The sequence below is a fragment of the Herbiconiux sp. FW305-C-125 genome, assembly GCF_058783455.1.
In genome coordinates this window covers 1,262,410-1,288,506 of record NZ_JBYSYO010000001.1, presented here as the reverse complement: position 1 = coordinate 1,288,506, position 26,097 = coordinate 1,262,410, and the positions used below count along the sequence as shown (strand labels likewise).

Genomic DNA, 26,097 nt, shown 5'->3' with positions numbered 1-26,097 from the left:
GATGACCGCCTTGCGCATCGTCATCGTCGACGACCACTCGATCTTCCGCTCCGGGCTGCGCGCCGAACTCGACCCCGCGCTGGACGTGGTGGGTGAAGCCGCGACGGTCGACGAGGCGGTCGCCCTGGTCGCCGCGACCCGGCCGCGGGTGGTGCTGCTCGACGTGCACCTGCCCGGGGGTCGGGGTGGCGGCGGCGCGGAGGTCATCACGCGGGCGGCGCCGACGTCGCCCGAGACGGTGTTCCTGGCCCTCAGCGTGTCGGATGCCGCCGACGACGTCGTGCGCGTCATCCGCGCCGGGGCCCGCGGCTACATCACGAAGAGCTCGTCGGGGGCCGACGTGTCGGATGCGGCCAGGCGCGTCGCCGACGGCGATGCGGTGTTCTCGCCCCGGCTCGCGGGCTTCGTGCTCGACGCGTTCGGTGCGGCCGCGGGGGAGACGGCGTCGACCCACGACGAGCTCGACCGCCTCTCCCGGCGCGAGCAGGAGGTGATGCGCCTGATCGCCCGCGGCTACTCCTACCGCGAGGTGGCGACCGAGCTCTACATCTCGGTGAAGACGGTCGAGACCCACGTCTCGGCGGTGCTGCGCAAACTCCAGCTCTCGAGCCGCCACGAGCTCACCGCGTGGGCCCTGGAGCGCAAGCTCCTCTAGGCCGGGTCCGCGTCCGGATCGGGGGCGGGGCGCATGCGGAAGCCGAGGAAGGAGAGGAGGAGGATGAGCACGGCGCCGGCGAAGATGGCGATGTCGGCGACGTTGCCGATGAACCAGTTGCCGTAGGCGATGAAGTCGACCACGTGGCCCTGCGCGAAGCCCGGCTCACGGAAGAGGCGGTCGCCGAGGTGGGTGATGGCGCCGCCGAGGAGGAGCCCCCAGGCGATCGACCATGCGATCGAACGGGTGCGGACGGCGATGATCGCCACCGCGATCGCCGCGAGCCCGGCGAGCAGGGCGAAGACCCAGGTGAACTGCTCGCCGATCGAGAACGCGGCCCCCGGGTTGTAGATGAGCTGCAGGCCGAGCAGGTCGCCGATCAGCGGAATGCGCTCGTTCGTCGACAACTCGGCCTCCGCCCAGAGCTTCGAGAGCTGGTCGGCCGCGATGGTGGCGACCGCGATCGCCGCGGCCAGCAGCGGTGCCCAGCGCGAGAAGGTCTGCCGCCGGGTGCGCGGCGCGGGTTCGGCCGGGCCGGGCTCCGGCGTCGTGGCCGGCGCGTCGGGCTCGGATGGTGCGTTCGACATGGCTCAATCTTCGCAGCCGCCGCTGAGTGCCGCCGACACGCTCCCGGTCGCGAGCGCACGTCGGTAGGGTCGGAGCATGGAGCCGATCGATGCGCTGAACGAGACCGCGTTCCTGCTCGAACGCGAGCTCGCCCCCGGCTTCAAGGTGAAGGCGTTCCGCCGGGCGGCGGCGGTGATCGCGGCGTGGTCGCCCGAGGAGCTGGCGGCACGGGCATCCGATGGCCGGCTGAAGGCGACCAAGGGCATCGGCTCCCGCACCTTCGAGATCATCGGCGAAGCGCTCGAGGGCCGCGTGCCGGCGTACCTCGCCGACCTGCGCGAGCGCACCGCCGAGACACTCGCGCCCGCGGTGGCCGAGTTGCGTGCGCAGCTGAAGGGTGACCTGCACGCGCACAGCGAGTGGTCCGACGGCACGACCGACATCCCGAGCATGGTGGCCGCGGCCCGCCTCCTCGGGCACCGTTACCTCGCCCTCACCGACCACTCGCCGAGCCTCACCGTGGCCAACGGCCTCTCGCCGGAGCGGCTCGAAGAGGAACTCGATGTCGTGGCCGAGCTCAACGCATCCGCCGCCACCGGGCCCGATTTCACGCTGCTCGCGGGCATCGAGGTCGACATCCTCGACGACGGCTCGCTCGACCAGGAGAAGGCGCTCCTCGACCGCCTCGACGTGGTGGTGGCGAGCGTGCACTCGAAGCTGCGCTCCGACTCGGCGACGATGACGAAGCGGATGCTCGGCGCCATCGACGACCCGCGCACCGACGTGCTCGGGCACTGCACCGGGCGCCTGGTTCAGGGCTCGCGGGGCACCCGGCCGCCGTCGGAGTTCGACGCGGACGCGGTGTTCGCGGCCTGCGCGGCGGCCGGCGTCGCGGTGGAGATCAACTCGCGGCCGGAGCGGCAGGACCCGCCCGACGAGCTGATCCAGCGGGCCCTGGATGCCGGATGCCTGTTCAGCATCGACTCCGACGCGCACGCCCCCGGGCACCTCGGCTTCCTCGACCTGGGCGCGGCGCGCGCCGTCGCGGCGGGGGTGCCGGCCGAGCGCGTCGTGACCACCTGGGAGCTGCCCCGCCTGCTGGAGTGGACGGGGCGGCGCTAGCCGCGAGCGTCCCGCGCCGGCCCGCTTTCCCGCCCGCCGGCCGGCCTCAGCCGACCAGGTCGCCGGGCGCAGGCGCGGGAACCGTGCGCTCCTCCGCGATCTGCAGCTCCACGAAGGTGTCGTGCGCCGTCGAGTGCATCGCCTCGTCGTACGCGGCCATGGCGGCGGCGATCGCCGGGCCGGCGCTGCCTCGCCGGCGGACGCGGAGCGCGAGCAGCACGAGCACCAGCAGTACGGCCGCCACCACCGCGAAGAACACCGCGCCGAAGAGGAGCCCTGTCACGCGCTCACGGTACACCCGGCGCCTCGGAGTCCGGGGTCCGGGGCCTAGGACTCCGAGGGCTCAGGCGTAGGCGCCCGCGGCGATGTCCTCGAGCAGGGTGGGGCCGGTCGGGGTCCACCCGAAGCGCTCGCGGGTGAGGGCGCTCGAGGTGGGCATGTCGGTGCCGAAGAAGCGGGCGATCCAGCCGAAGCGCTCTGCCGCGGCATCCGGTGCGACGGACTCGACCGGGAGCGCGAGGTGCTCGCCGATGGCCGTTGCGATCTCGCGGGTCGGGATGCCCTCCTCCGCCACCGCGTGGACGACCCCGCCGGCCGGCGCCTGCTCCAGGGCCAGGCGCACGAGGCGTGCCGCGTCGGAGCGGTGCACGGCCGGCCAGCGGTTCGACCCGTCGCCGATGTACCCCGAGACACCCGCCGTGCGCGCGGCGGCGACGATCACCGAGGTGAAGCCGTGGTCGCCCTGGCCGTGCACGGTGGGCGCGAAGCGGAGGCTGACCGGGCGCACCCCGCGCTCGGCGAAGGAGAGCGCGAGGTTCTCGCCGCCGCCGCGGGGCGCATCCGGCCCGCTCGACGGGTTGGCGTCGCGCTCGGTGAGCACCCGGCCCGGGGTGAGACCGGCGACGCCGGACGCGAACAGGAGCGGCCGGTCGGAGCCGGCGAGCACGTCGCCGAACAGCTCGATCGCGGCCCGCTCGGTGCGCGCGGCCCCCGCCATGTCCGAGAAGTCGTGCTTGAAGCCGAGGTGCACGACCCCGTCGGCGTGCTCGGCTCCCGCGCGCAGACTGTCGAGGTCGTCGAGGCTGCCTCGCTGCACGGCGGCGCCTGCACTGCGGACTGCCGCGGCCGACTCCTCGGAGCGAGCCAGGCCGACGACCTCGTGGCCGGCGCCCAGGAGTTCGGAGACGACGGCCGAACCGATCCAGCCGGATGCCCCGGTGACGAAAACGCGCATGAGTGATCTCCTATCATGATGTCAGTATCTGTCATCAGATTAGCACGGCGATGACAGTGACTGACATCGCTACACTGGTCCGGTGGGACGCTGGGAGCCGGATGCGCCGGGCCGCCTGACACAGGCCGCCCTCGAGCTGTTCGTCGAGCGCGGGTACGAGCAGACGACCGTGCTCGACATCGCGGAGCGTGCGGGTGTGACCGAGCGCACCTTCTTCCGCCACTTCACCGACAAGCGCGAGGTGCTCTTCGATCGCACGAACGCGATGCAGGAGGCCGTGGTCGCGGCGATCGCGGCGGCGCCGGAAACCCTCCCGCCCCTCGAACTCGCCGGCCTCGGGATGGCGGCGGCCGGCGACTTCCTCGAGGGTCGCCGCGAGCACGCCGGCCGTCGGGCCGGGGTGATCGCCGCGAACCCGAGCCTGCAGGAGCGCGAACTGCTGAAGCTGGCGGCGCTGTCGGACGCGGTCGCCACCGAACTCCGGCAGCGCGGTGTGCCCGCGCCGGAGGCCGGGGTCGCCGCCGAGGCGGGCGTCGGCGTGTTCCGTCGCGCGTTCGAGCGCTGGGTGGCCGACCCCACCGCTCCCGACCTCGCAACCTGCGTCCGCGACTCCCTCGCCACCCTCCGCGCGCTCGCGGCCGGTCAGCGAGTCTCCAGTTCTTGACGGAATGGCGGCGGCCATTCCGGCGTCTTCTGGAGACTCGCTGAGCGCGGCCGCGAGGCCGCGCGGCCGAGGCGCCGTTACGCGCTGAGCTGCACCTCGGCGGCGAAGCCGGCTGCGCGCATCCGCAGGTTCTCGATGCGTTCCGCTCGCGCCGCCTCGACGTCGAACCCGACGTAGGCCACCGGCGGGGTCTTGCGCACGTTCGCCGAGCACTCGAACTCGGCGCAGACGAGCGTGCCGACCGTGTTGCCGTTGCGCCCGCCGGCGCCCGCCCGCCGCGCGCTGTAGAACACCACGTCGTTCGGCAGATGCACGTCACGGCACCACGAGCACTGCGCGCGGGTGCGCGGCGTCGCCTCGGCCTGGCGCAGCATGATGCCGACGGGGTCGCCCCAGCCGTCGCCGGGGTCTGTGCCCGGCACGGCCGGGATCACCACGTACGCCCGCCGCGGGTTCTTGCGGTCGCGCCAGCCGAGGTAGTCCAGCCGGGACCAGTCGAGCTCGTCGAACGCCGGAGGCAGCACGAGGTCGTTCAGTTCTTTGCGCGTCGCATTCACGAACGACGCGCGGATGGTGCTTTCGCTCAGAGGGAGCATTGATGTCGCCAATCGATTCGGCCCGCACCGCCGCGCCGATGACGCGCAGCGCGGGCGGAGAACAAGAAAAGATCGAGAAACGGCGACTACCTGATGCCGGCGGATGACGCGCCGACGACCTCCCAACGCCCCGAGGGCGTAGCGGACGGCTGGTGGATGCTCACCCCAGCAGTCTACGCGCCCGCTACGCCGCGAAGGCGCGCGTGAGCCACTCCTCGAACCGGGTCGCGCCGTACCGCTGCCGCGTCACGCGCGGGTCGTTGTCCGGGGTGAGGGAGCGGTCATCCACCGTGCCGCCGAAGTAGCCGAGCTCGTCGGCCACCACCACCCGACGCGGGTCGCCCTTGGCGGCGAGCACGCGGGCGCCGAGGTCGGCGAGCCGCAGCGGCTCGGGGCCCGCCAGTTCCACCACCCCGCCGAGCGGTTCGCCCACGGCGACCTCGGCCAGCGCGGCCGAGACGTCGGCGGCCGCGATCGGCTGCATCAGCACGGAGGAGAGCCGCACGACGTCGCCGTCGGCGCCACCCTCGGCGAGCGCGCCGATGAACTCGAAGAACTGCGTCGCCCGCACGATGCTGACGGGCACCGGGCTCGCCGCCGCGATCTGCTCCTGGGCGACCTTGGCGCGCATGTAGCCGATGTCGGGCATCCGGTCGGCGCCCACGATCGAGAGCACCACGTGATGCCGCACCCCCGCGGCTGCCGCAGCCTCGACGATGGTGCGCGTCGACGTCTGGAAGAAGTGCAGCACCGGCCCGTCATCGAACGAGGGGGAATTCGGGATGTCGACCACGACCTCCGCGCCGGCCAGAGCCGCTGCCAGGCCCTCCCCGGTGATGGTGTCGACGCCGGTCGACGGTGAGGCCGCCACCACGTCGTGCCCCGACTGCCGGAGCTGCTCCACCAGGGGCCTGCCGATGAGCCCGGTTCCGCCGATGACCACGATCTTCATGAGAGATGCCTTTCTTCCGGTTCGGGCGGGACACCGGATGTGCCGGCCGCCTTCACGAACCACGACGATTCGGCGGGCGGGAATGTGACCTCGTGGCGCCGAGGTCTCGGCGGGCCGGCGAACGCTAACTAAGCTGGCCCCTGAGGGAGACGCAGATGCCAGACGCTCAGAAACTCAGCCGCTTCGAGACCGGTCGCGGGTTCATCGCCGCGCTCGACCAGAGCGGCGGCAGCACCCCGCGGGCGCTCGAGCAGTACGGCATCGATTCCTCGCAGTACTCCACCGACGCCGAGATGTTCGATCTCATCCACGCCGAGCGGGTGCGCATCGTCACCGATCCGGCGTTCACGTCGGAGCGCATCCTGGCCGCCATCCTGTTCGAGAACACGCTCGACCGCGAGATCGCGGGGCGTCCCGCGGCCGAGTACCTCTGGGCCGGCAAGGGCATCGTGCCGTTCCTCAAGATCGACAAGGGGTTGCTCCACGAGAGCGACGGCGTGCAGCTGATGCGCGACATCCCGGGCCTCGACGAACTGCTGCCGCGCGCCCGCAGCGCCGGGGTGCTCGGCACGAAGGAGCGCTCGGTCATCCACGCCGCGAACCCCGAGGGCGTGCGCGCGGTCGTGGCCCAGCAGTTCGAGGTCGCCCGCGTCGTGCTCGGGCACGATCTGCTGCCGATCCTCGAGCCCGAGGTCGACATCCACGCGCCCGACAAGGGCGACGCCGAGGTGCTGTTGAAGGATGCGCTGCTCGAGCACCTCGAGAGCCTCGGCGCCGGTCAGAAGGTGGCGGTGAAGATCACCCTCCCCTCGGTCGACGACTTCTACCGCGACCTGATCGAGCATCCGCGGGTCGCCCGCGTCGTGGCGCTCTCCGGCGGCTACTCGCGCGACGAGGCCGACGCTCTGCTGCGCCGCAACCACGGCCTCATCGCGAGCTTCAGCCGAGCGCTGCTCGCCGGGCTCAGCGCCGAGCAGAGCGACGAGGAGTTCTCCCGCACCCTGGATGCCTCGATCGAGGAGATCTACCGCGCTTCGGTGGGCGAGTGAGCGACGCGGCTGTGCGCACGGCACCGGCCGGGCGCCGGATCGCGGGAGCGGTGCGGCTGATCGCCGGGCTCGGGCTCGCCGTGACCATCGGCATCCAGATCGGCGACCGGGTGGCGAACAACGCGTTCGACCCGTGGGAGTACTTCAGCTACTTCACCATCGAGACGAGCCTGTTCAACATCGTCGTGCTCGTGGTGGGCGGGGTGCTCGCGCTCCGGCTGCCGCGCGACCCGGGTCTGTTCACCACGGTGCGGATGGCCACGCTCACCTACGCGATCGTGACCGCGGGCGTCTACAACCTGCTGCTGCGGGGGCTGCCGCCCGAGGGGTACCCGGGATTGTCGTGGCCGAACGAGGTGGTGCACGTGTGGGTGCCGCTGCTCCTGCTGCTCGACTGGCTGTTCACGCCCGGGCGGCCGGCGCTGCCGTGGCGGTCGCTCTGGGTGGTGCCGATCTACCCGGTCGCCTGGGCGATCTACACCTTCATCCGCGCGGCGGCGAGCGGCGGCGCCATCTACCCGTACCCCTTCCTCGACCCGGCCACCGACGGGTGGGGGAGCGTGTTCGCCTACATCGTGGCGCTCACGCTGGTGCTCGTGGGGTTGGGCGCGCTCGCGGTGGCCTACGCGCGCATCCGCGCTCGTGCCGGCCGCCGCCCCGGGCGCCGGCCTCGCCGCCTCACGCCGTGACCGGCTGGCCCACCTTGAAGCGCGAGCCGTGGTGCTCGTCGGGCAGGCGGTCGCCGCGCCCGTGCAGCTTGTTGCGGAGCGTGCCCTCCGCGTAGCCCTCGGGGTAGACGCCGCGACGCCGGAGCTCGGGGATGACGAAGGTCACGATGTCCTCGAAGGTGCCCGGCGTGATGGCGTAGGCGAGGTTGAAGCCGTCGACGTCGGTCTCCTCCACCCACTCCTGCAGCTGGTCGGCGATCTCCACGGCCGAGCCGACCACGAGCGGGCCGAGGCCGCCGATGGCGCCGAGCTTCGCGATGTCGCGCACCGTCCACTCCGTGCCGTCGTCGTTGGCCGACTGGAAGTTCGACACCGCCGACTGGATCGCGTTCGACTTCACGTTGCCGATCGGCTCGTCGAGGTCGTACTGCGAGAGGTCGATGCCCATCCAGCCCGACATGAACACGAGTGCACCCTCCTCGCTGGCGTAGCGGAGGTAGTCGGCGTGCTTCGCCCGCGCCTTCTCGGGGGTCTCGTCGGTGATGATCGTGAGGAGCGTGTAGATCTTCGCCGAGTCGCGCGGGCGGCCCGCCGCTTCGAGGGCGTCCCGGATCTTCGCGACAGTGCCCTTCAGCACCGCCTTCGTGGGGGCGGCCACGAAGATCGCCTCGGCGTTGCCCGCGGCGAAGGCAATGCCCCGCGGGCTCGCCCCGGCCTGGTAGATCACCGGGGTGCGCTGCGGCGAGGGCTCGGCGATGTGGATGCCCGGCACCGTGAAGTGCTCGCCGCGATGCCCGATCTCGTGCACCTTCGCCGGGTCGGTGAACACGCCCGACTCGCGGTCGCGGAGAACGGCGTCGTCCTCCCACGACCCCTCCCAGAGCTTGTAGAGCACCTCGAGGTATTCGTCGGCGACGTCGTAGCGCTGGTCGTGCTCGAGCTGGTCGTCGTGGCCCATGTTGCGGGCGGCGCTCGGCAGGTAGCCCGTCACGACGTTCCAGCCGACGCGGCCGCCCGTGAGGTGGTCGAGCGTCGACATCCGTCGCGCGAAGGGGTACGGATGCTCGTACGCCGTCCCCGCGGTCACACCGAACCCGAGGTGCCGGGTCGCGGCCGCCATGGCCGAGATCAGCAGCACCGGGTCGTTCACGGGCACCTGCGCGCCGTGCCGGATGGCGGCCTCGTTCGACCCGCCGTACACGTCGTAGGTGCCGAGCACGTCGGCGATGAAGATGCCGTCGAAGGTGCCGCGCTCGAGCAGCTGGGCGAGCTCGGTCCAGTAGGAGAGCTCTTTGTAGCGCCACGACTGGTCGTCGGGGTGCCGCCACATCCCGGAGGACTGGTGGGCGACGCAGTTCATGTCGAAGGCGTTGAAGCGGATCTGCTTGCTCATCCCGCCACTCTCTCCGCGCATCCGCCCCCTGTCCACCGCGCCCGCCACATACCGTCACATTCCCCGCGGCCAGAACCACTTCCCACCGAGCTGTCTGCGCGCGCCTTCACGGTGCGAGAAGCGCGCGCCGCGGGGCTGTCCGCGAGCCGGGTGCGGCGGTCGGATCTCGCGCGGCCGTTCCGCGGGGTTCGCGTCGACGCCCGCCTGCCGACGCCGCTGATTCGTCTCGCCGAGGCCTACCAACTGCGGGCGCCCACGTCGCACGTGTTCAGTCACGTGACCGCGGCGCTGCTCTGGCGGGTTCCGCTGCCACGAGGCCTGAGCGAGTCCCGCATTCTCGACGTGGCCGTCGGTAAGCCGCACGCGATGCCGCGCTCGAACGCGGTTCGAGGGCATCGACTCGGCGGCGCGGGAGTGTGCGTGTGCGAACGGTACGGCCTCCGAGTCATCGACGCCGCCGCATCCGCGTGGTGCCAGCTCGCGCCTACGTCGACCTGCTCTATCGCGCCGAGCGCACGAGGTAGCGCCAGGTGCGACCTGGCGAGCCCGGAGGTCGCACTTGGCGCTACCTCGCGGGTCGCGTCAGCGGCCCTGGCGCTTGGGGTAGGGCTTGGGCTGGCCCTTCACGATGGGGGCGCGGCCCTTGCCCTTCGAGGCCTTCGCCTTGCCGCCGGCCTTCGGCGGCGGGGGCGGTGCTGCCGCGACCCGGGCGCGGGCTTCGGCGCGGAAGTCTCGTCCCGCATCCGTCAGCGCCACGCCGTCGGGGCCTGCCTCGACCAGTGCCTCGCCGCGTTCGGCTTCGAGCGCGGCGACGGATGCCTGCACGGTCGCCCGCGACACGTGCTCGGCGTTGGCGGCACGCGACCAGTCCCCGTCGTCGGCGACGGCCAGGAAGTGCCGCAGCTGACTGATCTCCATCGCCCCAGGCTACGCGACCCCCGCCCGGTGCCGCAGAATGGGGCGAACGGATGAGGAGTGAGAGTGACCGACGACGCCCGCGTGACCCGCCGCCAGCCCGAGGAGCTCGACGAGATCCTGCTCGCCGAGCACCACCCCGAGTTCCGCATCGACCTCGAGCGGGTGCGGTTCTCGCCCTACTTCTCGCGGCTGTCCGCCGTCACCCAGGTCATCTCGCAGGCAGGCGCCAGCCCGCTCATCCACAACCGGCTGACCCACTCCATCAAGGTCACCGCCGTGGCCCGCGCCATCGCGGTGACGGTCGACGACACGCTCGTGGGCACCACGCCGGCGCTCTCCGAGCCCGTGTCGCCGGGCGGATGCGACGCCGTCGTCGTGCAGGCCGCCGCCAGCGCGCACGACCTCGGGCATCCGCCGTTCGGTCACCTCGGCGAGAACGTGCTGAACCGCCTCGCTCGCGACACCCTGGGTCTCGCCGACGGGTTCGAGGGCAACGCCCAGACCTACCGCATCCTCACCGTGCTCGACGTGTGCGACGGCGCGCCCGCGGGCCTCAACCTCACCGCCGCCGTTCGCACCGCCATGTCGAAGTACCCGTGGACCCCGCGAATGGAGGGTCTCGGCCTCGGCGACTCGCCCCGCGCATCCGCCGGTCTGCGCACCGCCGACCTCCCGCCGGGCATCACGCGCGAGGGTGATGCCGTGGTGGCGCGTAAGTACTCGGCCTACTTCCTCGACCAGGACGACCTGCTCGACGCCCGCGCCTCGGTGCCCGAACTGCAGCCGTGGGAACAGTCGCTCGAGTGCTCGGTGATGGACATCGCCGACGACATCGCCTACTCGATCCACGACGTCGACGACTTCTACCGGGCGGGCATCCTCAGCCAGGTCGCGGTGTCGCGCGAGTTCCGGGGCTGGCTCGAGAACGCCCCGGCGTTGCGGATGCTCGACGCCCCCGAACTCGAGGTGGCGGGTGTGCGCAATCACGCCGGCGAGGGGCTCGAGGCGCTGCGCCGCAAGATCCATCGTGACGATCCGTGGATCGCCGACGACGATGCCTTCGCCGACGCCGTGTCGGTGGTGTCGGAGGACCTCGTGGAGGGCCTGCTCTCGACGGTGTTCGACGGGTCGATCGCGGCCGAGCGGCAGCTGTCGAGCTTCACCAGCCGCTGGATCGCGCACTTCGAGCGCTCGATCGTGGCGGCCCCGCCGGGCACGCCGCGCACGGGCATCATCACCCTCGACCGGCGCGCCTGGCACGAGGTGAAGGTGCTGAAGTTCGTGCACAAGCACTTCATCCTGAACCGGCCCGACGTGGCGATGTACCAGCGCGGGCTCAGCCAGGTGCTGGTCGGGCTGGTGGGTGCGTTCTCCGACTGGCTCGAGGACGACCACGACCGCAAGCGCGTGCCGCGCCGGCTGGTGGAGATGGCCGAACTGGCCACCCACGGCTACCAGCGCCTCGCCGTCGAGCGGCCGGATCTGCTGCCGGACACCGCGGCGTCGACGCTCCGCCGGCTCGGGCATGGGCGAGGCGTGATCGATTACGTCGCCTCGCTCTCCGACGGCCAGGCCATCGCGGTCGCCGAGGCGCTGAACGGGCGCACCGATCGGCTGTGGGACATCGGCCAGAGCCTCTGAATCTCTGAGTCTCTGAGGTGCCGCGGCGCCGCGGCCGGGTCAGGCCGCGAGCTGCCGGCGCAGGAACGCCACCACCTTGGCGCGAGCCTCGAGCGCCGGATGCCCCGGAACGTCGCGCACCTCGGCGGTGAGCACCGAATGGGCGCGCGGCGAGAAGCCGCCGGCGTTGCCCGGCGAGGAGTCCAGCTCGATCACCTCGAACGCGTCGCCGAGCCGGGCGGCGAGGGCGTCGAAGCGGGGCCGGGGTGAGTTGCCGTCGTCCGAGAACCGTAGACCGAGGGCGCAGAACCTGGTCGTGCGGGCGCGCTCGGCCACCCGTTCGAGCTCCACTCCGGACAGCCCGGGGTCGGCACGCCGGGCGGCGCCGAGCGGGAACGGGGCGGCCGGTTGCGAGACGACGGATGCGGCGACCGCGTCGTCCACGGCCGTCGCCAGCGCGAATCCGCCCGTGAAGCACATCCCGATCACGCCCACGCCCCGGCCAGGGGTGCGCGCGTTGAGCGACGCGGCGGCCGCGCGGAGGAACCGGGTGACGGGCCGCTCGGCGTCGAGGGCGAAGGCACGGAACTCCGCGCTCACGCAGACCCGGGCCACTTCGCGCAGGATGTACCCCGCGCTCTTCTCCTTCTCGGGCACACCGAACGGCGAGGGCACCACGACCGTGAACCCCTCGTCGACGAGATGCTCGGCGAGCCCCAGCACCTCCGGCGTGATGCCGGGCAGCTCGGGAATGAGCACCACTCCGGGGCCCGCGCCCTTCTCGTAGCAGTCGTAGGTGAATCCGCCGCCGGTGAACGGTGTGCGCACCCACCCCTCGAGCGTCCCGCGCGGTGCCGTCTCAGCCATGCCCCCAGTCTGCCGTGCCCCACCCCGATCGGGGGACTGTTCGATCGACAGATGTCCAATACGATTCGATCAGCCCGATCAGACAGGACCCGATGAAGCGCTTTCTCGCCGCACTCGCCATCCCCGCCATGGTCGTCGGAGCCATGGCCTTCGCCGCGCCGGCCGCAGCCGACGACACCGACACGCAGCCGTTGGCCGCAGGGGGGAATCTGCGCTATGGCGGCGATACCCGTTACGACGTCGCGATCGGCATCTCGGGGCAATGGTCACCCGGTGTGGACACCGTCTTCCTCGCCAAAGGAACGGACTACCCCGACGCGCTCTCAGCCGCCGCGGTAGCCGCGCACGTCGGCGCACCCTTGTTGCTCACGCCTCCCGACCAGCTGCTGCCGGCCGTGGCTACGCGCATCCAGCAGCTTGCGCCGTCGCACATCGTCATCGTCGGCGGTCCCGCCTCGGTGCAGCCGGTGGTGGCCGAAGCGCTGACCGGTCTCGCGCCCGACGTCCAGCGGGTGACCGGGGCGAACAGGTACGAGGTGGCTCAGAATCTCATCGGGTCGGTGTTCGAGTCCGCTCCGGTGCTCTACGTCGCGACCGGCAACACGTTCCCCGACGCGCTGTCGGCGAGCCCTGCAGCGGCGAAGGCCGGCGGCCCGGTGCTCCTCGTGAACGGTGGTGCGTCGAGCGTCGACGCGGGCACGAGCACGCTGATCTCCCGGCTGGCACCCGCGCAGATCGTCATCGTCGGCGGACCGAACTCGGTATCGACCGCGGTGGAGAACAGCCTCGGCCAGTTTGCACCGGTGCTGCGCATCAACGGCGCCGATCGATACGAGGCGTCGAGCGCTGTGAACCAGTACGCCTTCGGTTCAGCCGACCAGGTCTACTTCGCGACCGGCCAGACCTTCGCCGACGCCTTGGCCGGCGGTGCTCTGGCCGGCCAGAAGCAGCAGCCGCTGCTGGTGGTGCCCGGTTCGTGCGTGACACAGGGGGCGGCCGACCTCGTGAACGGATCGTATCCGCGGGCGCAGCGGGTCGTGTTCGGCGGCCCGAACTCGGTCAGCGACAGCGTCTTCTCGTTGAGCGTCTGCGCACCCCCGCCGCCCCCGGTCGACCCGAACCCGCCCACCAACCCGAACCCGCCCACCAATCCCAACCCTCCGACGCAACCAGGGAACCCCGGCGACACGAAGAACTGCAGCGACTTCGCCACGTGGCAGGACGCCAAAGCCTGGTTCGACACGTACTACCCCTATTACGGCGACATCGCGAAACTCGACGGAGACAACGACGGCGACCCGTGCGAGAGTCTCCCCGGGCATCCGAAGGGGTAGAACCCCGATCGGTGCGCGGGTGGGGGCATCCGTGTCAGGATTCGGGCATGACCGATCGACTGATGCTGCTCGACACCGCCTCGCTGTACTTCCGTGCGTTCTACGGGGTGCCCGATTCGATCAAGCGGCCCGACGGAACTCCCGTGAACGCGGTGCGGGGGCTGCTCGACATGATCGCCCGGCTCACGGTCGACTACGGCGCGACGCACCTCGTGGCCTGCTGGGACGACGACTGGCGGCCGCAGTGGCGGGTCGACCTCATTCCGAGCTACAAGGCGCACCGGGTGGCCGAGGTGGTGCCGGATGCGCCCGACGTCGAAGAGGTGCCCGACCCCCTCGAGGCGCAGATCCCGATGATCCGCGAGACGCTCCGGCTCGCCGGGATCGCCGTGGTGGGCAAGGCCGAGCACGAAGCCGACGACGTGATCGGCAGCTACGCCAGCCACGCCGAACTCCCCGTCGACGTGGTTACGGGCGACCGCGACCTGTTCCAGCTGGTCGACGACGCCCGCGACGTGCGGGTGCTCTACACCGCGCGGGGCATGAAGAACCTCGAGGTGCTGACCGAGCAGACCGTGGTCGAGAAGTACCGCGTGTTGCCCGAGCAGTACGCCGACTTCGCGACCCTGCGCGGTGACACCAGCGACGGTCTCCCGGGCGTCGCGGGCATCGGCGAGAAGACGGCCGCGGGGCTGCTGGCCGAGTACGGCACGCTCGATGGCCTGCTCGCGGCGGCAGCGGGTGCGCAGGGCGGCGTCTCCGCGTCCGTTCGGCTCAAGCTGGAAGCGGCCGCCGATTACCTCGTGGTCGCACCGACGGTGGTGAAGGTCGTGCGCGACCTCGAGCTGCCGAGCCTCGAGGAGGCGGGGGCGCGGTTGCACCCGGTGACCGGCGATGACCGCGCCGAGCTCGAGCGCCTCGCGACGGACTGGAACCTCGGCGGCGCGGTGACCCGCCTGCTCGCCGCGCTCGACACCCGCGACTGAAGCGCCTGACGCGACTGACCCTGACCCTGACGCTGCGACGGCGTCAGGCGCCGACCACCACCGCCTCCCACGGCCGCAGCGGAGCGAACGGCGCCGCTCCGCCCGGGCGGTCGAGGTTGGCGAGCAGTGGCCGGGCATCCGCCCACCGCTCGGCGACCGCCGGCGCGACGACCGGCGTCCGCTCGTCGGAGGAGAGGTTCGCCACCACGAGCAGCCGGTCGGCTCCATCCACCCGCTCGAACGCGAAGATCGCGTCGTCGCCCGCATCGACCCGCGAGAACGAGCCGTGCGCCACCACGGGCAGCTCGTGCCGCAGCCGGATGAGCGCCCGGTAGTGCGCGAGCACCGACCCGTCGTCCTCGTCCTGCGCCGCGACGTTGATGCGCGATGCGTTCGGGTTCACCCCGATCCAGGGCCGCCCCGACGTGAAGCCGGCCGACGGCGATGCATCCCACTGCATCGGCGTGCGCGCGTTGTCGCGGCTCATCGAGGCGAGCCCGAGCAGCGCTTCGGCGGGGCTCGACCCCGCGGCGACGGCCTCGGCGAACCAGTTGAGCGACTCGACGTCGCGATGCTCGTCGATGGTGGCGAACGGCATGTTCGTCATGCCGATCTCCTCGCCCTGGTAGACGTACGGCGTGCCGCGTTGCAGGTGCAGCATCGTGGCGAGCGCGGTGGCGGATGCGTACCAGTGCGACGAGTCGTCGCCGAACCGTGAGACCGAGCGGGCCTGGTCGTGGTTGCCGAGGTAGAGGCTGTTCCAGCCGACCCGCGCCAAGGCGTCCTGCCAGCGGGTGAGGTTCGCGGCGAGCTCGCCGGGCTCGAGCCGCCGGGGCCGGAACTTCGTGACCGGCCCGTGGTCGAGCCCCACGTGCTCGAACTGGAACACCATGTCCACCTCGTGCCGGGCCGGATCGGTGAACAACGCCGCCTCGGCCGTGGTGACCCCCGGCGTCTCGCCGACGGTGATGAGCCCCGGCCGCCCGGCGAAGACCTCCCGGTTCATCTCCTGCAGGTACTCGTGCAGCCGCGGTCCGCCGGCGTAGTGCGGGAATCCGTCGCCGTAGAGCTTGCCCGGCGGCACGACCCCGTCGGGCAGGGCCACGTTCTTCGAGATGAGGTTGATGACGTCCATCCGGAACCCGTCGACCCCACGATCGAGCCACCACCGCATCATCGTGTAGACCGCCTCGCGCACCTCCGGGTTCTCCCAGTTGAGGTCGGGCTGCTTGCGGTCGAACAGGTGCAGGTAGTACTCGCCGGTCGTCTCGTCGAGCTGCCAGGCCGAGCCCGAGAAGAACGACTCCCAGTTGGTGGGCGGCTCGCCGTTCGGGCCGGGGCGCCGCCACCAGTACCAGTCGCGCTTGGGGTTGTCGGTGCTCGAGCGCGATTCGACGAACCACGGATGCTCGTCGGAGGTGTGGTTCACCACGAGGTCCATCACGAGCTTCATGCCCCGGTCGTGCACCGCGGCCAGCAGCTCGTCGAAGTCGTCGAGGGTGCCCATGGCCGGGTCGATGTCCTGGTAGTCGCTGATGTCGTACCCGTTGTCGGCGTGCGGCGAGCGGTACACCGGTGACAGCCAGATGACGTCCACGCCGAGCCGTTCGAGGTGGTCGAGCCGCTGCAGGATGCCTCGCAGGTCGCCGATGCCGTCGCCGTTCGAGTCCTGGAAGCTGCGCGGGTAGATCTGGTACACCACCGCGCCCTTCCACCAGTCGGGAGCGGTGTCGGTGAGCCGCGGCGAACGAAGATCAGAGAGCGACATGGATGACCTGCCAGACGTGGAGAGCGGGAAGGGCGGCGACGGCATGGTCGCCGTCGAGCCGCACGGGAACATCGATGAGGCGCGGCTGCCGGTCGGGGTCGGCCACTCGCACCTGCGGGAGACGCCCGCGCACGAAGCGGAACCGCAATTCACCGCCGTCGAGGTCGACCGGATGCTCGCGCGGTGCGTCCCACCGGGTGTCATGCTGCCCGACCAGGTTGATGGCGTGCACGACGAGTCCCTCGGGCCCGGTCGTCACCCGCCGCCAGACCGCGCCGGGCACCGGGGTCTCCGTGACGGCGACGATCGGGGCGCCGCCATCGCCGGCACCGCTCACCGCCGGGTAGCGGAGCTCGAGGTCGTCGTTGTAGTCGCCGACGTACGACCGCGTCACCTCGGCGATGGCCGGGTGCAGCAGCAGCGCGTCGTGCTCCACGGCGAAGTCGTACCAGCGGGCCAGCAACTCGATGGTCGACCGCTCGGCTTCGTGATTGCGCACGTAGTACGGGTCGACGAGCACGTGCCCGCACTCGCCGGCCAGGAGCTGGGTGGCCCCGTGCGAGAACAGCGTCGCCATGGTGAACGCGGTCGCCAGATCGGCGGATGCGGCCGGCGCGCTGTCGTAGACGTGCTGATAGGCGGCGAGCACCACAGGCTGCCCGCGTGAGACGAGTCGTGCCCGGGTGACGATGGCGGCGAGGGAGCCGAGATCGTCGTTCGGTTTCCACGGCTCGATGTAGACCGCATCCTGGGCCGTGCCGGCGGTCGCCCAGGTGGGGAAGTCGTTGACGTTGTTGAAGACGAGGCTCGCGTCGGGGAGGGCTGACCGCAGGTCGCCGATGAGCTGCACGAACGAGTCGGCCACGTCGACCGGCGTGCCGTCGGGAGTGGCGGCGTGCTTCGGGTAGCCGTACTGGTCGAGGTGGAAGCCGCCGAAGCCGAGTGAGCGCACCGCGGCCAGCAGGTCGTCACGGAAGTGCTCCGCCCAGCGCGGTGCCGCCGGATCGACGAGGAAGAGGAAGTCGCCGAGCGCGTATGGTTCACCCGACGGCCGGAGCAGGGCCAGATCCGCCCACTCACTCCATTCCGATGGGCCGACCGCGTAGACGGCGGCGTAGCCGTGGGCGGTGCTCCCCGCATCCGCCAGCCCGGCGACCAGCTCGCGCACCACGGCGAGGTCGATCGGCTGGTCGAGGGCGTCGTCGTAGCGCTCGCCGCCCCCGAGGAGGTCGGCGTGCCGGTAGGCCCAGTCGTAGAACTGCACGCCGTTCAGATGCAGGCGCCGGGCGAGGCGCACCACCGCCGCGACGTCCTTGCCGGGCCGGTAGCTCGCGACGAAGCCGTAGCGCAGCCTCGCACGGGCATCCGCCGTCACCTCAACGGCGGTGCGCCGCACCTCGTCGCCGATGCGCGCCTCGATGCCGTACCCGCCGGCCGGCAGAGCGGGCAGCTGCTGCACGGCGGCGGGGGTGAGCGGCTGCTCGTGCACCAGGCGGCCCAGGCGCCACACGGAGAGGGTGCCGGTTGCGTCTCCGTCGCCGAGCGCGGGCTCGACCTCGATCTCGATCGGCGCATCCGGCGCGAAGCTCGCACGGGTGGGGAGCAGGGTGAAATGGTGCACGGTCATCCTTTGACTGCCCCGGAGGTGAGGCCTTGAACGAAGTGGCGCTGGAAGATGAGGTAGACCACGATGACCGGGATCACCGCGATGACGGATGCGGCGAACACGAGCCCCCATTGAGTGGCGTTCTGGCCCTGGAACAGCTGGATCGCGATGGGGAGGGTGCGGTTGCCGGGGCTGTTGATGATGGTGAGCGCCCACGCGAACTCGTCCCAGCAGGCCAGGAAGGTGAAGATGGTGGCGGTGGCCAGCGCCGGCCGGGCGAGCGGGATGGCCAGGCGCCAGTACCGCGTCCAGGCGTTCGCGCCGTCGACCTGCATGGCCTGGTCGAGCTCCGCGGGCAGCGCGGCGAAGAAGCCGCGCAGCAGGAAGGTGTTGAGGGCGAGCGATCCGGCCACGTAGAACACGATGAGGCCCGGCAGCGAGTCGAGCAGGCCGAAGTACTTGGCGAGCACGAACTGCGGGATGATCAGCATCATCGCCGGCACCATGAGTCCGATCAGCAGCACCCGGAAGACGACCTCCTTGCCACGGAACTCGAACCGGGCGAATCCGTAGGCCATCATCGAGCTGACCAGGATGGAGATCGCGGTCGACACCACGGCCACGAGCACCGAGTTCATGGTGTACCGGGCGAAGTCCTGCGTGGTCCACGCCTGCACGTAGTTGTTGAGGGTGAACGGGTCGGGGATGAACTGCGGGGGGTTCTGCAGCACGTACGCCTGCGGCTTGAACGAGGTCGACAGCATGTAGACGAACGGGGTCACCATGACCACGGCGCCCACGATCAGGGTGATCACGCGGAGCGTGGTGAGTGCGCGGCGTCGGGATGTTCTCACGATTCGTTCCCCCGATCCCGGAACACCCGCAGCTGCACCACGGAGATGACGAAGACGATGACGGTGAGGATGACGGCGAGGGCCGATCCGTAGCCGAAGTCGAGATTCGAGAAGGCCTGCTGGTACATGTAGGTCAGCAGCACCTCGGTCTGGCCGCCGGGGCCGCCCGCCGTCATGAGCAGCACCGAGGTGAACACGTTGAAGCCGCCGATCACGAGCATCACGATCACGAACAGCATCGCGGGCCAGATGGCGGGCACGGTGACCACCTTGAAGCGCTGCCACCAGTTGGCGCCGTCCATCTCGGCGGCCTCCTCGAGCGATTGCGGGACGCCCTGAAGGGCGGCGAGGAAGATCATCATCGACCAGCCGATGCCCTTCCAGACGCCGAGGGCGCAGATGGCGACGAGCCCCGTCCAGCGCCCGGAGAGCCACGAGGTGTCGCCGGCGGTGAGGTGCAGGATGTCGCCGAGCGTGAAGTTCACGAGCCCCTGATCGGCGAACAGGTACTTGAACAGCAGCGAGACGACCACCCAGCTGGTCACCACCGGGAGGTAGAACAGCACCCGGAAGAACGGCTGGGCCGGCGCCTTCGACCGCAGCAGCATGGCGACGGCCAGGCCGATGACGATCTGCGGCGGGACGGTCAGCACCATGTAGATGCCGCTGTTGCTGAGACTCAGCCAGAAGCGGTCGTCGGTGAACGCTCGCACGTAGTTGTCGAGCCCCACGAAGTCGCTAGCCGCGCCGCGCAGGATGTTCCAGTCGTACAGGCTCATCTGCACGGCCTGCACGATGGGGAAGAGGATGAAGACGCCGAACAGGGCGGCGCCCGGCAGGATGAAGAGGTACGGCGTCAGGCGACCGCGCCGGCGTCGCCGTGACGGCGCCGCTCCGGCGGCCGGGCGGCGTGCAGCGGCTTGCGCCGCTCCACGCCGCTCGTCGAGAAGAACCATTGCGCGATTCTCCTACTTGTCGGCTGCCAGCAGGGGGTCGATCTGCTTCGCGGCCTTCGTGAGAGCATCTTTCACCGAGACGTCGCCGTTGAAAGCGGGGACCAGTTCGGTGGCGAGGATGGTGTCGACCTCACCCGATTGCGGGATCGGCAACCGTGCCCGCGCGGTGTCGAGCTGGTCGGAGAAGGTCTGGAAGTACGGATCGGTCGCCGCCTGGGCGTCGGCGAACTCGGGCTTCACCGTCATCTGGCCGGTCTTCGCCATGCCCAGCTGGAAGTCCTTCGACTGCGTGAACTCCACGAACTTGTAGGCCGCATCCGCGTGCTCGGTGGATTCGGAGACCACGATGCTCTCCCCGCCCACCACGCTGATCGAGCCGCCGTCGCCGGCCGGAACCGGCGCGTAGATCGGCTGGAAGTCGGGGTACTGCCCCGTCCAGATGTCTTTCATCCACGGCCCGTCGAGCACGGTGGCGTAGCTGCCCGAGGGCAGGCCGTCGGAGGTCGAGGTGGCCCCGGTGTTGCCGGTGATGAGGTTCGGGATCGCGCCCTCCTGGTAGAGGTCGACCAGCAGCTGCACACCGGCGACGCTCTCGGCGCTGTCGAGGTAGCCGGATGCCGTGGTGTGGTCGGGGTCGGTGATGTCGCCGCCGGCCGACCAGATCCACGGCATCACGTTCCAGGCGTTCAGGCCGCTGTCGGCGAAGGTGGAGATCCCCGTGCCGGCCAGCTTCGTGGCCATCGTGCGCAACTCGTCGAACGTGGCGGGCGGTGCGGACATGCCGGCCGCGTCGAGGGCCTTCTGATCGGTGATGAGCACGCGGGTGTTGGTGTCGAGGGGGAGCCCGTAGTAGTGGCCGTTCCAGGACGCCGTGTCGAGGGTGCCCGGGTATACGGCGCCCGCGAGGTCGTCGAAGCCCGGCATGCTGCCGTCGAGCTGCTTGAACACCCCGAGCTGGGCGAACTGGGCCACCCAGCCGATGTCGGAGCGCACGAGGTCGGGCAGCTCACCGCCGGCCGCGCTCGTGGTGAGCTTCTGCTTGAGGCCATCGTAGGGCATGTCGACGTAGTCGACGGTGATGCCGGGGTTGGCCTTCTCGAAGGCGGGGATGAGTTCTTTCTCGAGCTCGTCGGTCTGGGCGCTGTTGCCGCCGTTGCCGTAGGTGCCCCAGAGGGTGAGCGTGATCGGGTCGTCGCTGCTGCCCCCGGAGGACGTCGAACAGCCCGACAGGACGAGTGCCCCGGCGGCGACGAGCGCCCCGGCGACGGCGAAACGGGTATGCCTCATTGCAGTGTCTCCTGATTCGGATGATGGGCGGATACGCCATGCGGGGTTATTTCATCACACGAATAAACTTGACGTCAAGTAGTCACTTTCCGACACTTTTATGAGAGAGTTGGTTCGTGATGAAAAGGAAGGCGCACGATGCCGTGGCGTCCCGCTGACGAGCTCGCGCAGGTCGTCGCGCTCGAGGTGCTGCTGCACGGCCCCTTGGCGCGTGCCGAGCTCGCCCGGCGGCTCGACCTCGCCCCGGCCACCCTCACGCGCATCAGTGCCGACCTCATCGATGCCGGGCTGCTCACCGAGACCGCTCTGCCGGCCGAGCGCCGCAACGGCCGGCCGTCCATTCCGCTCGACGTCGTCACGAGCGCGCATCACTTCCTCGGCGTGAAGCTCGCGGGCGACGCCGTCTCGGCAGCGGTGACCGACCTCCGCGCCGACGTCGTGGACTACTTCGAACTCCCGCTCGACTCGACCGAACCCGCCGCCGTGGTCGAGCGCATCTGCGAGCTGGTCGCCCGCGCAGCCGGGGAGCACGTCATCGATGCCGTGGGCATCGGCCTGGGCGGCGTCGTCGACGACGAGGGCCGGGTGAGCAGCGCGCCCTTCCTCGGCTGGGAGGATGTGCCGCTGTCGTCGATGGTGCAGGAGCGCTGCGGGCTGCCGACCTTCGCGGCGAACGACCTGACCGCCTTCACCGAGGCCCTGCACTGGTTCGGCCTCGGAGCCGGCCACGCCAACTTCGCCGCACTCACCTTGGGCGTCGGCGTCGGCTACGGCTGCATCGCCAACGGGAGGTTGCTGGCCGGCGGCGATTCCGGGGTGGGGCTGGTCGGGCACTGGCCGCTCGATCCGCTCGGCCCGCTGTGCAGTCGGGGCCATCGTGGCTGTGCCGAGTCGATGCTCACCATGCCCTACCTCGTGCGCGACATCTCGCTCGCCCTGGGGCGCGAGGTGCAGTGGCCGGAGTTCCTGACGCTCGCTGCCGACGGGCATCCGGCAGCGCGCGGAATCGCGGATGCGTCGGGTCGCGCGCTCGGCCGTCTGATCGCGGCCATCGCGAACCTCGCTGCGCCGGAGCTCGTCGTGATCGGCGGGGAGGGGGTCGACCTCGCACGGGTGTCGATGCCGGCCGTGGAGGAGGGCATCCGGGAGCATCGCGATCCGCGCGCGGCCGACGTACGGGTCGAGCTGACCTCGGGCAGCAACGAGAGCTGGTGCCGAGGTGCCGCCGTCATCGCACTGCAGGGCTACGTGCTCGACCGGCGCCGCGTCCGCTCCTCGGCTGCCCGCACCGGCTCCCGCTGACCCTCGCGCGCCCGCCCCGCCCGGTTCAGCCGTTCGGCGAGGAGTATTCCACCGTCACTGACGCGAACGGGAACGGCAGCCAGAAACGGGTCGCGTCGCCCGCACTGTCACCGATAGGGAGCAGGAAGAACCAGAGCAGGGCGATGACGATGCTCGCCGCTGCAGTGAGCGTGAGAATCAGGGCGGCACGACGCAGGATGCGCACCGCCGCGAGGTCGTCCCGCGCCCGGCGGCTGCGCGCGATCGCCACCACCAGAATGGCGCCGAGCGCGACGAAGACGAGCACGCTGGGTTTCATGTTCACCGTCGTGCACATCGGCACCAGGCCGGACACCGGAACGTCGCCACCGCCTGACCAGGCATCGCGGCTGCCCTCACCGAGACACGCTCCCCTTCCCGCAGTGGAACCGAAGGAATAGGCGACCGCCCAGCACACCGCCCAGACGATGAGACTGCGGGTGTACCGGGCGACGGGAGAGCGCGCGGCATCGACCGCCGGTGGCGTGAACTCGACGCGCGTGCCGCTCATGGGCGGCTCCCGGTGCCGGCGGGGAAGGTCCAGGTGGTGGTTCGGACGACCTCGTCGAAGAGGGTCACGAGCTGGTCGGCGAGCAGCGGCATGCCGCAGGCGAACGAGAGCAGCAGCACCCGATCGCCGGGGGTGGCCAGCCAGTAGTCGACCTCGACGGTCGTGACCTCGGGCGCCGAACCGTCCGGTGCCGCCGAACCCGTCACCAGGCGGGAACGACGGATGCCCGCCCCCGTCGGCAGGTCGGTCAGCGCTACCTGGGTGGTCTCGGCATCGGGGGCGCCGAGCACCCGCGTGAGCGCCGCCGCCGGGTCGGCCTCGCCGCTCGCCCGCAGTGCGAGCCGTGGCCAGTAGACCGTGAGGGTGGCCGGCAGTGGCACGCCCGGCATGATCTCGCGGCAGAGATGCACCTGCGCGGCGCCCGCCGTGCGCGCGCGGTCGGCGACATCGGTGAACCGGGCGCGCAGCTCGGCGCGCAGCCGGGCATCCCCGTCGCGCCGGCCGATCGCCTGCTCGACGGCCCGCCCGATCGCCTTCGCCGACACCTCGGGGTCGGCGACCGGCACGAGCCACCAGGTGCCCGGCAGTGCGAAGTCGAAACCGGTCTCGCGGGGGGAACGGGTGCCGCTCACGCCACCACCTCCGGCGTCGCGGTCTCGAATCGCAACGTCTCGGCCATCGCGATCGCGACCGCCCGAGGGTCGTCGAACGCGGTGAGGTCGGGCGTGGAGAGCTGCAGCTGCACGACGAGCTCGTCGCCCAGCGCGAGCGCGTCGGCCGACCTGTCATCGGCCGGGAAGAGGGTGATCAGGATGCGGCGGTGCAAGCGGCTGCCGTCGGCCGACGGCACCTCGAGCAGGTCGACGACCACGGCGGCCGGCCGCTCGGCGATCACGCCCGCGGCGGCCTCGCGCCGCCACGGCCGCACACCGTCGCCCGCGCCCGCGCCCCCGCCCGCGCCCGCGCCCGCGGGGCCGCCCGCCGGCTCGGCCGCCCGTGCGAGCACCGACTCGACGGTCGCGCCCTCCCGCGCCACGAGCTCGAGGTGCGCCCATGCCCGCACCGACGGTGTCTCGCCCACACCGAGGTAGACGTAGTGCCTCCGGCCCGGCCGGTTCTGTCGCCGAGCCAACTCGGCGACCCGAGCGAGCTTCTCCGCCACCTCGGTGGCCGCGAGTCCCCCCGCGGCGCCAGCGGCAGCCGCGAGTCCACCCGCGGCCATGGGCAGCTCCACCCAGCCGGCCGGCAGACCGAGCGAGAACCGCACCGGCTCAGCCATGCCGGCTCCCACCACTCGTGCCGGCGCCGACGTGCGGCGCCTGCGAGGCGTTGTACGCACTCTGCGCGAGATCGCCGAACCCCGCCGCGATCGGCTTCACCACCGCATCCGCACCCGGAACCGAGCCGAGCACGCCGCCGAGTTGCGACGAGACGAAGTCGCTCACCTGCTTGCCCGCCTCCGGCCCGCCGAGCGCCCCGCCGAGGTCGTGCGCGAACTGCGACGACACGTGGTCGAGCCCGTCGCCGAGCAGCGGCCCGAGCGCGTTTCGGGACGCCTCGTCGATCGAGCTCTGGATGGACGAGACGGCTCCGTCGACAGCGGTGGTCACCTGCGTGGCGACCGAGTAGGCCGCGTCGTAGCCCTGGCCGAGGAGCCCGGCGCCCGCGCGCCCGAGCTGGCCGGCACCCGTGATGAGATCGCCGAGCCCGCTGGCCTGCACGCCCTCCGCGAAATCGGCGCCCACCTTCTCGCCGATGCCGGTCATGGTGTCGGTGAACGCCGAGACGTCGTCGGCGAAGCTCGTGTCGAGGAAGTCGGTGCCGACCCCCGAGATGGAGTCGTAGAGCGAGTGCGCCCCGTCGCCACCGAGGTCGAGGATGCCGTCGACCACCTGGTCGGTGGCCGCCTCGAGGGCGTGGCTCACCGCCTGCTGGGCGAGCTCGCCGATGCCCTTGCTCACCGCCTCGCCGAGCGCCGTCGTCGCTCCGGCGGCCGCCGACTTCGCCGCCGCCCCGAGCGCGTTGCCGAGCGCGCCGCCGCCGAACGCGGCCAGCACCGCCATGCCCGCCACGACGAGGTCGAGGATGTGGAAGCCGTTCAGCGTGAACTGCAGCAGCGCCAGGATCGCGATGGCCAGGTTGGCCACCTGAGCGTAGGTGAACAGCAGCCCGGCGACCACGGCGAGGATGGGCAGCACCACGGCCAGTGCGGCGAAGACCACGGCGAGCACCGTGAGCACCAGCGACACGATCTTGAGGATCACCTGCGCGATGCTCGCGATCAGTCCCACGATGTCGAAGAAGTCGCCGAGCGAGTCCCAGAAGCTGTCGTTGAGGTCGCCGAACTCGTTGCCGCGGTGCACGCGCCCGGCCGCCGCGGCGGCGGCCCGGCGCATCATCTCCAGCGCAGCGTGCCACTCCGCCTCGGCCTGACTCATCTGCGACTGCAGACTCGTCAGCTCCGCCCGCAGCTGATCCGCCGCCGCCATCGCCGATTGCTGCTGCGGCCCGGGAAGCTGCGCCTGCCGCTCGTACTCCTCGAGCTGCGGCCGGATGAGGGCGGCCCGGTCGACGAGGTCGCGATTGGCCGCGGTCAGGGCGTTCGCCCGGTCGTGCGCCTCACGCATCGGACCGACGTAGTCGAGCAGGGCCTGGGCGGCCTCGGCGTAGCGGGTGTGTGCTTGCGTGATGGTTCCGGCCGCCTCGCCCGCCGTGTCGATGATCGCGTCGACGGCGTCGCTCCGGTACCGGTCGGTCGACAGCCCGCGCAGCTGCTCGGCCGCCGAGGCGATGGCCTCGGCGGTGCGCTGGTACTGCGTGGCGTCGCGGAGCACCGTGTCGGGATCGCCCGGCAGCGGCCCGAGCTCGGCCATCAGCCCTCGCCCCGCAGCTTCGCCACCAGCTTCAGCAGCTCCCCGTCGGCCTGGTCGAAGGCATCCGAGATCATGTGCACCGCGTCGCTGATCGAGCGCACCGCGTCGAGCATGTCCTCCCGGGTGTCCTCCCAATCGTCGGCGAAGTCGATCAGCACGCCGGCGAGGTCGCCGTCGCCGCAGGCGTCGGCGCTCGAACGGCTGATGCCGCCGGCGGTGTCGAGGGTGGTGACGATCAACCGCAGCGAGGAGTCGAGCTCCCGCAGGGTGTCGGTGTCGACGACGAGGTCGGCCATG

The 26,097-nt window shown here is 71.2% G+C and carries 27 protein-coding genes; 9 read left to right on the top strand and 18 right to left on the bottom strand.

Translation table 11 applies throughout. The annotated features are described in order from the left end of the window. Position 1: 1 nt before the first annotated feature. Positions 2 to 655 (top strand): LuxR C-terminal-related transcriptional regulator, encoded by a 654-nt coding sequence (locus AC3WLB_RS06605; RefSeq protein ID WP_492504365.1) that lies wholly within the window; start codon positions 2 to 4, stop codon positions 653 to 655. Here AC3WLB_RS06605 and lspA read toward each other — a convergent pair. Further along, entirely contained in the window at positions 652 to 1,242 is a 591-nt protein-coding gene (gene lspA / locus AC3WLB_RS06600; protein WP_492504363.1) for a signal peptidase II, read from the bottom strand. The genes AC3WLB_RS06605 and lspA overlap by 4 nt on opposite strands. A 76-nt stretch (positions 1,243 to 1,318) precedes the next feature. On the opposite strand from lspA, the gene AC3WLB_RS06595 reads away from it, so the two are divergent. Then, entirely contained in the window at positions 1,319 to 2,344 is a 1,026-nt protein-coding gene (locus tag AC3WLB_RS06595) for a PHP domain-containing protein (RefSeq protein ID WP_492504361.1), read from the top strand. 46 nt (positions 2,345 to 2,390) lie between these two features. On the opposite strand, the gene AC3WLB_RS06590 is transcribed toward AC3WLB_RS06595, so the two are convergent. After that, positions 2,391 to 2,627, bottom strand: a complete 237-nt coding sequence (locus AC3WLB_RS06590) for a hypothetical protein (protein WP_492504359.1) — start codon at positions 2,625 to 2,627, stop codon at positions 2,391 to 2,393. 60 nt (positions 2,628 to 2,687) lie between these two features. Further along, a complete protein-coding gene (locus AC3WLB_RS06585) occupies positions 2,688 to 3,578 on the bottom strand; it encodes an SDR family oxidoreductase (RefSeq protein WP_492504357.1) in 891 nt (296 codons plus the stop codon). A gap of 82 nt (positions 3,579 to 3,660) precedes the next feature. On the opposite strand from AC3WLB_RS06585, the gene AC3WLB_RS06580 reads away from it, so the two are divergent. After that, entirely contained in the window at positions 3,661 to 4,242 is a 582-nt protein-coding gene (locus AC3WLB_RS06580; RefSeq protein ID WP_492504355.1) for a TetR/AcrR family transcriptional regulator, read from the top strand. Between the two features lie 77 nt (positions 4,243 to 4,319). On the opposite strand, the gene AC3WLB_RS06575 is transcribed toward AC3WLB_RS06580, so the two are convergent. Next, positions 4,320 to 4,838: an FBP domain-containing protein gene (locus AC3WLB_RS06575; protein ID WP_492504353.1), complete on the bottom strand. Its 519-nt coding sequence runs from the start codon at positions 4,836 to 4,838 to the stop codon at positions 4,320 to 4,322. A 184-nt stretch (positions 4,839 to 5,022) separates the two neighbouring features. Further along, on the bottom strand, positions 5,023 to 5,790 hold the full coding sequence (locus AC3WLB_RS06570) for an SDR family oxidoreductase (RefSeq protein WP_492504351.1): 768 nt from the start codon (positions 5,788 to 5,790) through the stop codon (positions 5,023 to 5,025). Positions 5,791 to 5,945: 155 nt separating this feature from the next. Between AC3WLB_RS06570 and AC3WLB_RS06565 the strand changes: the two genes are divergently transcribed. Next, positions 5,946 to 6,839 (top strand): fructose bisphosphate aldolase, encoded by an 894-nt coding sequence (locus tag AC3WLB_RS06565; protein ID WP_492504349.1) that lies wholly within the window; start codon positions 5,946 to 5,948, stop codon positions 6,837 to 6,839. After that, positions 6,836 to 7,528 carry a Pr6Pr family membrane protein gene (locus tag AC3WLB_RS06560; RefSeq protein WP_492504347.1) on the top strand — a complete coding sequence of 231 codons (693 nt, stop codon included), beginning with the start codon at positions 6,836 to 6,838 and terminating at the stop codon, positions 7,526 to 7,528. Before AC3WLB_RS06565 ends, AC3WLB_RS06560 begins: the two co-directional genes overlap by 4 nt. Here the strand turns inward: AC3WLB_RS06560 and AC3WLB_RS06555 are convergent. Then, entirely contained in the window at positions 7,518 to 8,900 is a 1,383-nt protein-coding gene (locus AC3WLB_RS06555; RefSeq protein ID WP_492504345.1) for an LLM class flavin-dependent oxidoreductase, read from the bottom strand. The genes AC3WLB_RS06560 and AC3WLB_RS06555 overlap by 11 nt on opposite strands. Before the next feature lie 582 nt (positions 8,901 to 9,482). Further along, a complete protein-coding gene (locus AC3WLB_RS06550; RefSeq protein WP_022897536.1) occupies positions 9,483 to 9,818 on the bottom strand; it encodes a helix-turn-helix domain-containing protein in 336 nt (111 codons plus the stop codon). A gap of 63 nt (positions 9,819 to 9,881) precedes the next feature. Here AC3WLB_RS06550 and AC3WLB_RS06545 point away from each other — a divergent pair, with 63 nt between their 5' ends. Then, entirely contained in the window at positions 9,882 to 11,459 is a 1,578-nt protein-coding gene (locus tag AC3WLB_RS06545; protein WP_492504343.1) for a deoxyguanosinetriphosphate triphosphohydrolase family protein, read from the top strand. Positions 11,460 to 11,498: 39 nt separating this feature from the next. On the opposite strand, the gene AC3WLB_RS06540 is transcribed toward AC3WLB_RS06545, so the two are convergent. Continuing rightward, positions 11,499 to 12,305 carry a dienelactone hydrolase family protein gene (locus tag AC3WLB_RS06540; RefSeq protein ID WP_492504341.1) on the bottom strand — a complete coding sequence of 269 codons (807 nt, stop codon included), beginning with the start codon at positions 12,303 to 12,305 and terminating at the stop codon, positions 11,499 to 11,501. A 92-nt stretch (positions 12,306 to 12,397) separates the two neighbouring features. On the opposite strand from AC3WLB_RS06540, the gene AC3WLB_RS06535 reads away from it, so the two are divergent. Continuing rightward, positions 12,398 to 13,639 carry a cell wall-binding repeat-containing protein gene (locus AC3WLB_RS06535; RefSeq protein ID WP_492504339.1) on the top strand — a complete coding sequence of 414 codons (1,242 nt, stop codon included), beginning with the start codon at positions 12,398 to 12,400 and terminating at the stop codon, positions 13,637 to 13,639. A 47-nt stretch (positions 13,640 to 13,686) separates the two neighbouring features. Further along, entirely contained in the window at positions 13,687 to 14,625 is a 939-nt protein-coding gene (locus AC3WLB_RS06530; protein ID WP_492504337.1) for a 5'-3' exonuclease, read from the top strand. A gap of 43 nt (positions 14,626 to 14,668) precedes the next feature. Here AC3WLB_RS06530 and AC3WLB_RS06525 read toward each other — a convergent pair whose 3' ends face one another. From AC3WLB_RS06525 to AC3WLB_RS06505, 5 genes are read right to left on the bottom strand one after another with little or no spacing between them, the layout of a single operon-like run. Beyond that, on the bottom strand, positions 14,669 to 16,393 hold the full coding sequence (locus AC3WLB_RS06525; protein WP_492504335.1) for an alpha-glucosidase: 1,725 nt from the start codon (positions 16,391 to 16,393) through the stop codon (positions 14,669 to 14,671). Continuing rightward, positions 16,380 to 18,014: a glycoside hydrolase family 66 protein gene (locus AC3WLB_RS06520; RefSeq protein WP_492504333.1), complete on the bottom strand. Its 1,635-nt coding sequence runs from the start codon at positions 18,012 to 18,014 to the stop codon at positions 16,380 to 16,382. Before AC3WLB_RS06520 ends, AC3WLB_RS06525 begins: the two co-directional genes overlap by 14 nt. A gap of 2 nt (positions 18,015 to 18,016) precedes the next feature. After that, the gene (locus AC3WLB_RS06515) at positions 18,017 to 18,853 is read right to left on the bottom strand and encodes a carbohydrate ABC transporter permease (RefSeq protein ID WP_492504331.1); all 837 of its coding nucleotides are present in this window, start codon (positions 18,851 to 18,853) and stop codon (positions 18,017 to 18,019) included. Continuing rightward, positions 18,850 to 19,809: a carbohydrate ABC transporter permease gene (locus AC3WLB_RS06510; protein ID WP_492504329.1), complete on the bottom strand. Its 960-nt coding sequence runs from the start codon at positions 19,807 to 19,809 to the stop codon at positions 18,850 to 18,852. Before AC3WLB_RS06510 ends, AC3WLB_RS06515 begins: the two co-directional genes overlap by 4 nt. A gap of 12 nt (positions 19,810 to 19,821) precedes the next feature. Continuing rightward, positions 19,822 to 21,096 carry an extracellular solute-binding protein gene (locus tag AC3WLB_RS06505; RefSeq protein WP_492504327.1) on the bottom strand — a complete coding sequence of 425 codons (1,275 nt, stop codon included), beginning with the start codon at positions 21,094 to 21,096 and terminating at the stop codon, positions 19,822 to 19,824. A 138-nt stretch (positions 21,097 to 21,234) separates the two neighbouring features. Between AC3WLB_RS06505 and AC3WLB_RS06500 the strand changes: the two genes are divergently transcribed. Further along, entirely contained in the window at positions 21,235 to 22,398 is a 1,164-nt protein-coding gene (locus tag AC3WLB_RS06500; RefSeq protein WP_492504325.1) for an ROK family protein, read from the top strand. Positions 22,399 to 22,423: 25 nt separating this feature from the next. On the opposite strand, the gene AC3WLB_RS06495 is transcribed toward AC3WLB_RS06500, so the two are convergent. Genes AC3WLB_RS06495 through AC3WLB_RS06475 form a run of 5 tightly spaced genes read right to left on the bottom strand, consistent with a single transcriptional unit; the run spans position 22,424 to position 26,096 of the window. Beyond that, positions 22,424 to 22,927 carry a hypothetical protein gene (locus AC3WLB_RS06495; RefSeq protein WP_492504323.1) on the bottom strand — a complete coding sequence of 168 codons (504 nt, stop codon included), beginning with the start codon at positions 22,925 to 22,927 and terminating at the stop codon, positions 22,424 to 22,426. Then, positions 22,924 to 23,559, bottom strand: coding sequence for an apurinic/apyrimidinic endonuclease family protein (locus AC3WLB_RS06490; RefSeq protein WP_492504321.1), 636 nt, complete (start codon positions 23,557 to 23,559; stop codon positions 22,924 to 22,926). The genes AC3WLB_RS06495 and AC3WLB_RS06490 overlap by 4 nt, the downstream gene beginning before the upstream one ends. Then, positions 23,556 to 24,206, bottom strand: a complete 651-nt coding sequence (locus AC3WLB_RS06485) for a hypothetical protein (RefSeq protein ID WP_492504319.1) — start codon at positions 24,204 to 24,206, stop codon at positions 23,556 to 23,558. The genes AC3WLB_RS06490 and AC3WLB_RS06485 overlap by 4 nt, the downstream gene beginning before the upstream one ends. After that, positions 24,199 to 25,800 carry a hypothetical protein gene (locus tag AC3WLB_RS06480; protein WP_492504317.1) on the bottom strand — a complete coding sequence of 534 codons (1,602 nt, stop codon included), beginning with the start codon at positions 25,798 to 25,800 and terminating at the stop codon, positions 24,199 to 24,201. Before AC3WLB_RS06480 ends, AC3WLB_RS06485 begins: the two co-directional genes overlap by 8 nt. Further along, positions 25,800 to 26,096 (bottom strand): hypothetical protein, encoded by a 297-nt coding sequence (locus AC3WLB_RS06475; RefSeq protein WP_492504315.1) that lies wholly within the window; start codon positions 26,094 to 26,096, stop codon positions 25,800 to 25,802. Before AC3WLB_RS06475 ends, AC3WLB_RS06480 begins: the two co-directional genes overlap by 1 nt. Between the last annotated feature and the right edge of the window lies 1 nt (position 26,097).